Below are 7265 nucleotides of genomic sequence, written 5' to 3'. Positions count from 1 at the left end.
GGGGGGGGGGGGAGCCGATGTTGCCAACCACGGCTTCGCCGCTGTTGAGCCCGATGCGGTGCGACAGGCCGTGGCCGGCGAAAGCGGGGTGGCCGGCATTGAGCTCCGCCAGCGTCTCGTGGCACTTCAGCGCGGCGCGAACCGCATTGGTCGCGTGGGCGGGATCGTCGGCCGGCGCGCCGAACATGGCGACGATGGAATCGCCGATGTATTTGTCGACGTAGCCGCCGTGGCTTTGGATGATGTCGGTCATGGCGGACAGATATTCGTTCATCAGCGTCACCAGCTCGACCGGCGTCATGGTTTCCGCAATCGAGGAGAACCCGCTGAGGTCGGAGAAGAACATGGTGACGTTGCGCATCTCGCCGCCGAGCGCCGGCATCTTGCCGGAGGCGATCATGGTCTCGATGACCTCAGGCGCGAGATAGTAGGCAAAGCTCCTGCGCAGGAAGCGCTCGTCGCGATCGGCCAGCACGAAGCGGTAGCCGATCATCATTGCCAGCGCTGCGAGGCTTGCCAGGGCGGGTTCAGTCACAGGCAGCGCCAGCGCATGTGCGAACGCACCGACGGCGAAGGCTGCGTAGACGGCGATGACGGCGATCCAGGCGGTCACCGCGCCGACAGGTGCGAGCATGCAGGCCGCGCAGGCGATGATCGCTGCGATCGCAATCGTGAGAGCGGTCCGCGCGGCGAAGCCGAGCTCGGTCACCGCGTCCTGCTCGATCAGGTTTCGGATCGCTGTGGCATGCACGAACACACCCGCGATGTCGGTACGGGCCTTCTGAACGGTGCTGGCGGGGGCGGGCAGGGCGCATCGTGGCGCGGGCGAGCCGTCATGGCCGCCGGACAATCGCATCGAGGTCAGCTTGCGGTCCTCGAAACTGAGGATGGTGCCGAGCAATACGACCTTGCCGTCGAAGCTGCGGCGGAAGAAATCGCGGTCGCCCTTCTCGGCGCAGGCGCGCAGGTCGGCGAAAGAATAGGCCGGGACGTCGCGGCCCTGGCCGCGAAAATTGAGCGTCAGCGTATTGGGCACCGCGCTCGGAATCGTGTAGCCGGACAACTCCATGGCGCCGGATGGCCCGATCTCGGGCTTGGCGCCGAGAGCTCGCGCGGCGAGTTCGACGGCCATCGCGGGCACCGGCTTGTCGTCGATGGAGAAGGTGAGCGGCATCCGCCGGATGACGTCGTCCGCGTCGGTGTGGACGTTGAGCGCGCGGACGTTGTTTCGCACCGCCAGTTGCTGCGCACGGTAGGGTGGTTCTGGATGGGCGTTGCTCAGGATTTCGCCGAGCACCAGCTTGCCGGCGTCGGAGATCTGCCGCAGGGCTATCAGATAGTCCCGGTCAAATCCCCGCATGCGGGCGCCGACCGGCGCGTCGCCGAACGGAATCTCCGACTGCTCGATCGAGTTCTTGAAGATGACGTCGAAGCCGATCACCTTGGCCCCGCCCTCGGCGATGCTCCCGAGCACCCGGCCGATCTCGCGCGTCCAGGTCTGCGTCGGCGATCCCTTGAAGGGAGGGGTGTCGTAGGTCTCCCCGTCGATCGCCACCACGACGACCGGCGACGTGGCGGGATCACGGCGATCGCCGATGATCTTGCCGCGCAGCGCCGTGAGGATGTCGAGGGAGAGACCTTGCAGCGTCTGAAGCGGCGGTGACGTGAAGACCGCGCCCGCAAGGAGCGCAATCAGGATTGCCGCAACGATGTCCCGCCTGCCGATCCGCCGCATCGCACCTTCGCGGAGTCGCCTATTCGAGCCGCAGCAGGCGGCCGACGATCGGCGTCGGCGATGACGTGGCGCTGGCGTCGATCTGGAAGGCGTAGCGCTTGGCGCCGAGGATGGCGAGGTAGCTGCCGCCGGGGGTCAGCGACTTCCCGGCCTTGGCGAAGTCATAGAACTTGCCGCCGACCATGGTTTCGTTCCTGAGCGGCACGGTGATCGTGGGCTCCTTGCCGTCGGTGCGTTCGATGATCAGCGTGCTCCCGCTCCTGGCCTGCACCAGTGGTGCGACGCCGTAGAGCGTCGGCAGCTTGGACGGGGCGCTCTTGGCGTCCGACCGCACGTTACGGAAGGTCGTTGCGGCACTCTGGTTCGCCTGGCGCTCCGACAGTTTTGCCGCATTGGTGTCGCAGGGCACCTTCTCCCGCTTGACCTCGCCCAACTGCACGGTGCTCTGCTCGGTGCCGACCAGAACGACGCCCTCGCTGATCGTCTCGCGCTCACACGATTTGAGGTAGCTGAGCGTGATGCCGGCCTTGGGTCCGAGCTTGATGATCTTGCCCGGCGCCACATAGTCCATGAACGCGATGCCGTCGACCTTGCCTTGAACGTCCTCGACGATCGCGGCAGGAGTCTGCGCCAAAGCGGGGGCAGCAAGGCAGAACGCGCCGACGAAGGCGCCGATCAGGCTTTTCATGGGAATTCTCATCCAATTCGACGATGCTCTACCGGCCCGTCCCGGTTCGATGCTTACAGCAGGGTGCCCCAAGCAAGTGTGACCAAAATCACTCTTAGTTGTTGGTGCCACTTTAACAGGAACAGGTTCAAACCGGCGACCAGAGAAAAAAATGGAGCCGCGGCAAGGTGTTGACCGGTTGATCAGGTCAGGCGGCCGGGACTGCCTTGGCGGAATGGTCCTCGACCGGACGGCTCTCCGCTGTATCCTCAACAACGGGAGCCAGAGGGGCCTCGGTCCTCTGAAAAGGAGACGCCCGCTGGCCGGCGGCGATCTCGACCACCTCGTCCCAGCGCGACAGGAAGGCCTCGACGCAGGCCGGATCGAACTGCCGCCCCGCGTTCTCGGCGAGGTAGCTGCGCGCCGCCTCGAGCGGCATCGGCTCCTTGTACGGCCGCCGCGTCGTCAGGGCGTCGAAGACGTCGGCGACTGCGACCACGCGTGCGGCGACCGGGATTTCATCCGCCTCGAGGCCGTTCGGATACCCCGCGCCGTCCCAGCGCTCGTGATGGCCTGCGGCAATTTGCGCACCGAGCCGGATCAGCTCGCAGCTGGAATCGGCCAGGATCCGCTCTCCGATCGTCGCATGCGTCCGGATCACCGCCATCTCCTCGTCGGTGAGCCTGCCCGGCTTGAGCAGGATATTGTCGGGAATGGCGACCTTGCCAACGTCGTGCAGGGGAGCGGCCAGATAGATGTCGCGGCAGAGCCGGGCCGGCAAGCCGAGCTGCTCGGCGATGATGCGGCTGTACCTGGCGACTCGCAGCGTGTGCTCGCCGGTGTCGTTGTCGCGGTATTCGACCGCGAGCGCGAGCCGCAGGATGATCTCCTCCTCGCGCTCACCGAGCTTTTGTGTTGCCGCTGCGACTTCGCTGGCGAGATGTGCGGCGCGGTCGTTGAGCTTGCGCACGGCTGCACCAAGCTGAATTAAATTCCGCAGGCGCACCGTCATCTCGAGGCTTTGTGGCTGCTTCGGTAGAAAGTCCGTTGCACCGGCCTGCAGCGCCGCCATCTTGGCGTCATCGGTCTGACGCGAGGTGATCATTGCGATCGGGATGTCGGTGCAGCCAGGAAGCCTGCGGAAGGTCCGGATGAAGCTGATGCCGTCCATATGCGGCATCTCGTAGTCGACCAGCACCAGATCGAACACGCGCTCCTGGGCGCAAACCAGCGCCTCCACGGGATCGAGGAAGGTCGTGGCCTCGACCAGTCCTTCCGCCTCGATGTGACGTTTCAGGAAGTTGAGGACGGAGCGGCTGTCATCAACCAGGAGCGCTTGGGTCAGCATCGGTGGCCGGGGCTCTCTTCTCGTTGGCAATGACAAGAGCAGCAGCCATAGCCCAAGCAAATTTAACGCGAAGCAAATGCGCCGGTGGGCCCCGCCACGGCGCGGATGTGCACGCATCGCATGAGATTTCGGCAGGCTGTGCACGCTTGCACCGAGCTGCGCGAATTCCGCGGGAATGTGACCCGTAGTTGTACGGATGCCCGCGTTAGGAGTTTGCTCACTCGATTCGCGTCAAACGAGTACCGGAATTCAGCAGAGGCGGGTGCAGCGATGGCGCTCAATCCCACGGAGCCGAAGTGGTCGTTGCGGTTGCCCGCCGATTGCAGCATTGCGGCCATTCGCAACGTCTATGAGCTCATTCGCGAGGCGTTCGGCCGCCAGGAGCGGCTCGAGATCGACTGTTCGAGCGTCGAAAAGGCCGACGTGACCTCGATCCAGCTCTTGCTATCGACGGCCAAGACGGGCGAGGCCCAGGGCCGCCCGGTGGTCCTGACTTCCTTCTCGCAGTCTCTTCGCAACACCCTTTGCCGCGCCGGCTTCGCGAGCGAGGCGCTGATCGATCAGCATTTCCCGCAAAAGAAAGATGGCACCTGATGGCCACGATTCTGACCGTCGATGATTCCCCCAGCATTCGGCAAATGATCAAGGTCGTGCTCGAGCCGGCCGGTCACAGCGTGATCGAGGCCGGCGACGGCGCGCAAGGGCTGGCCAAGGCGCAAGCCGGCAAGCTCGACCTCGTCATCACCGACCTCAACATGCCTGTCATGAACGGGCTCGAGCTGATTCGCGCACTGCGCAAGCTGCCGAGCGCGGTGGGCATGCCCATCGTGTTCCTGACGACCGAATCCAGCGACACGGTGAAGCAGGAAGCCAAGAGCGCCGGCGCCACCGGCTGGATCACCAAACCTTTCAAGCCCGAACAGTTGCTCGCCGTGGTCGGCAAGCTGGTGCGCACATGAGCGCAATGGACCCGACCGAGGTCTTTCGTCAGGAAGCCAGCGAACTCTTCGAAGTTCTTGAAGGGGCCTTGCTCGATCTCGGCCAGCGGCCCGACGATCGCGAACTGGTCGATTCCGCCTTCCGCGCCCTGCATACGATCAAGGGCTCGGGCGCCATGTTCGGCTTCGACAAGGTCGCCTCCTTCACCCACGAATTTGAGACCGCCTTCGACCGCGTCCGCAAGGGCGAGATCAAGCCGACGCAGGAGCTGATCTCGGTCGCGCTCGCCGCCAAGGACTACATCCGCGCGTTGATCGAGGATCCGCAGTCGACCGACGACATTATCGGCGAAGCCATCCTCGACGACCTCAAGCGCTTCGTCTCGGCCGACATGCCCGCCGCTCCGGTCGTCGAGATCGCCGAGGCGTCCCCGCCGAGCCCTGCTGAGAGCAGGCGGGCCGGCTGGCACCTGTATCTGGAGTTCGAATCGCACATCCTGCGCAACGGCTCGAATCCGCTCGACCTGTTGGAAGACCTCTGCAAGCTCGGTCCCTGCTTCGTCGTGCCCGTCACCGACGGCGTCCCGTTCCTCGACGAGATGGAGCCGGAAGACTGCTACCTGAAGTGGGACGTCAAGCTGCACGCGGCCTGCGACAAGGATGCGATCGACGACGTCTTCATGTTCGTCCAGGATGAGATGAAGCTGACGCTCTCGCCTTTGGAACATGTCGAAGCGCCCGCGCCGGCTCCCCTGCTCCAGTTGCTCGACGAAGAGCCTGTCATCGCCGAGGTGGCTGCGCCGGTAGTGGAGGTTGTCGCCGGGCAGCCCGTCGCCAGGGCGGAGCCCCAATCTGACGCGAAGCCGGAGATCAAGCGCGAGGCGGCAGCCGCGCGCCGCGAGGAAGCCAAGCAAGAGCGTGGCATCGCCACCGTTCGCGTCCAGGCCGAGCGCCTCGACGAGCTGATGGACCGCGTCGGCGAGCTCGTCATCGCCCAGGCGCGGCTGACCCAGCTCGCCGCCTCCGGCTCCGACCTCTCGATCAAGATGATCGCCGAGGAGATCGAGCGCCTTGCCTCTTCCTTGCGCGACACCACGATGGGTGCACGCATGGTGCCGATCGGCTCCTTGTTCGGTCGCTTCCGCCGCCTCGTGCACGATCTGTCGCGGGATCTGTCCAAGCCGGTCGAATTCGTCACCTCGGGCGAGGATACCGAGCTCGACAAGACCATGATCGAGTGTCTGGCTGATCCGCTGGTGCACCTGATCCGCAATGCCATCGACCACGGCATCGAAGACACTGCCACGCGCGCGGCCAATGGCAAGACCGAGCAGGGCCGTATCGAGCTCGCCGCCGTGCATTCCGGCGCGCAGGTGCTCGTCACGGTGAAGGACAATGGCGGCGGCCTCAATACCGCGCGCATCCGCGCGAAGGCTGAAGAGCAGGGGCTGATCGTGGCCGGCGCCGTGCTGACCGATCACGAGATCCACCAATTTCTGTTTCACCCGGGCTTCTCGACCGCGCAGACGATCTCGGCGCTGTCGGGACGCGGCGTCGGCATGGACGTGGTCAAGCGCACCATCGAGAACATGCGCGGCTCGATCGATTTGTCGACCAGGCCGGGCCAGGGCACCATCGTGACGCTGCGCCTGCCGCTCACGCTCGCGATCATCGAGGGCCTGCTGATTCGCGTCGGCGAGGGCCGCTACATCATTCCGTTGCCGGCGGTGGAGGAATGCGTCGAGCTGACGGCCGAGGACGAGCGTTCGCGCGGTCGCAACTTCCTCAACGTGCGCGGCAATCTCGTGCCCTTCCTGCGCCTGCGCGAGCTCATGGCCGCGTCCGGCGCGCCCGACCGGCATCAGAAGACGATCATCATCTCGACCGGAGAGACCCGCGTCGGCCTCGTCGCCGACCAGATCATCGGCAACCACCAGACCGTGATCAAGTCGCTCTCCAAGCTGCACTCCGACGTCACCATCTTCTCCGGCGCGACGATCCTAGGTGACGGCACGGCGGCGCTGATCCTCGACGTCGCGCAGTTGGTCTCGCTGGCGCAGTCGAAGGTCGAGAAGCAGCATATCAACGAGGCGGCGTGATGAACCAGGATTTGGCGGGCGAGCATCAGTCCGGCGCGATGCAGGTCGTGATGATCGGCCTCGGCGAGGAGAAATTCGCACTCGACGCCGGTCTCGTGCGCGAGATCATAGATCCCGTCCCTGAGACCAAGGTGGCGGGCGCGCGCGCTTTCGTTCCCAGCGTGATCAACGTGCGCGGTAACGTCATTCCGCTCGCCGATCTGCGCATTCGCTTCGGCATGCCGCAGCTCGACAACTCGGCCGACACGCGCATCGTGGTCATCGAGCTCGAGCTCGACGGCGAGCCGGTTCTGGTCGGCGTCACCGCCGACAAGGTGTACGAGGTCACGGAGATCTCGCAGACCGACGTGCAGCAGACGCCGCGCGTCGGCATGCACTGGAAGCCGGAATTCATCCGCTTCATCGCCAAGTGGCGCGAAGAGTTCGTCATCGTTCCGAACATGGAACGCATTCTGAATTGAAATGAGGTCTCGGGCGA

7 protein-coding genes are annotated in these 7265 nt (G+C 65.0%); 4 read left to right on the top strand and 3 right to left on the bottom strand.

Annotation, left to right across the window (positions count from 1 at the left end; translation table 11 throughout):
* From IC50_RS02970 to IC50_RS02960, 3 genes are all read right to left on the bottom strand, one after another.
* Window positions 1-1735: CHASE2 domain-containing protein (locus IC50_RS02970; RefSeq protein WP_035700191.1), on the bottom strand; the 1735-nt coding region annotated here is incomplete at its 3' end.
* A 19-nt stretch (window positions 1736-1754) separates the two neighbouring features.
* Window positions 1755-2423 carry a hypothetical protein gene (locus tag IC50_RS02965; protein ID WP_035700188.1) on the bottom strand — a complete coding sequence of 223 codons (669 nt, stop codon included), beginning with the start codon at window positions 2421-2423 and terminating at the stop codon, window positions 1755-1757.
* 187 nt (window positions 2424-2610) lie between these two features.
* Window positions 2611-3750: an HD domain-containing phosphohydrolase gene (locus tag IC50_RS02960; protein WP_035700185.1), complete on the bottom strand. Its 1140-nt coding sequence runs from the start codon at window positions 3748-3750 to the stop codon at window positions 2611-2613.
* Window positions 3751-4020: 270 nt separating this feature from the next.
* Between IC50_RS02960 and IC50_RS02955 the strand changes: the two genes are divergently transcribed.
* From IC50_RS02955 to IC50_RS02940, 4 genes are read left to right on the top strand one after another with little or no spacing between them, the layout of a single operon-like run.
* Window positions 4021-4344: an STAS domain-containing protein gene (locus IC50_RS02955; RefSeq protein WP_035700182.1), complete on the top strand. Its 324-nt coding sequence runs from the start codon at window positions 4021-4023 to the stop codon at window positions 4342-4344.
* Window positions 4344-4709: a response regulator gene (locus IC50_RS02950; protein ID WP_035700180.1), complete on the top strand. Its 366-nt coding sequence runs from the start codon at window positions 4344-4346 to the stop codon at window positions 4707-4709. Before IC50_RS02955 ends, IC50_RS02950 begins: the two co-directional genes overlap by 1 nt.
* Window positions 4706-6787 carry a chemotaxis protein CheA gene (locus IC50_RS02945; RefSeq protein WP_035700178.1) on the top strand — a complete coding sequence of 694 codons (2082 nt, stop codon included), beginning with the start codon at window positions 4706-4708 and terminating at the stop codon, window positions 6785-6787. The genes IC50_RS02950 and IC50_RS02945 overlap by 4 nt, the downstream gene beginning before the upstream one ends.
* Entirely contained in the window at window positions 6787-7248 is a 462-nt protein-coding gene (locus IC50_RS02940) for a chemotaxis protein CheW (protein WP_035700176.1), read from the top strand. Before IC50_RS02945 ends, IC50_RS02940 begins: the two co-directional genes overlap by 1 nt.
* Window positions 7249-7265 lie beyond the last annotated feature (17 nt).

Source organism: Bradyrhizobium genomosp. I (2014) (assembly GCF_000261685.1).
GTDB lineage: Bacteria > Pseudomonadota > Alphaproteobacteria > Rhizobiales > Xanthobacteraceae > Bradyrhizobium.
The sequence above is the reverse complement of the archived record's forward strand: the minus strand, read 5'-3'. Positions and strand labels throughout refer to the sequence as shown.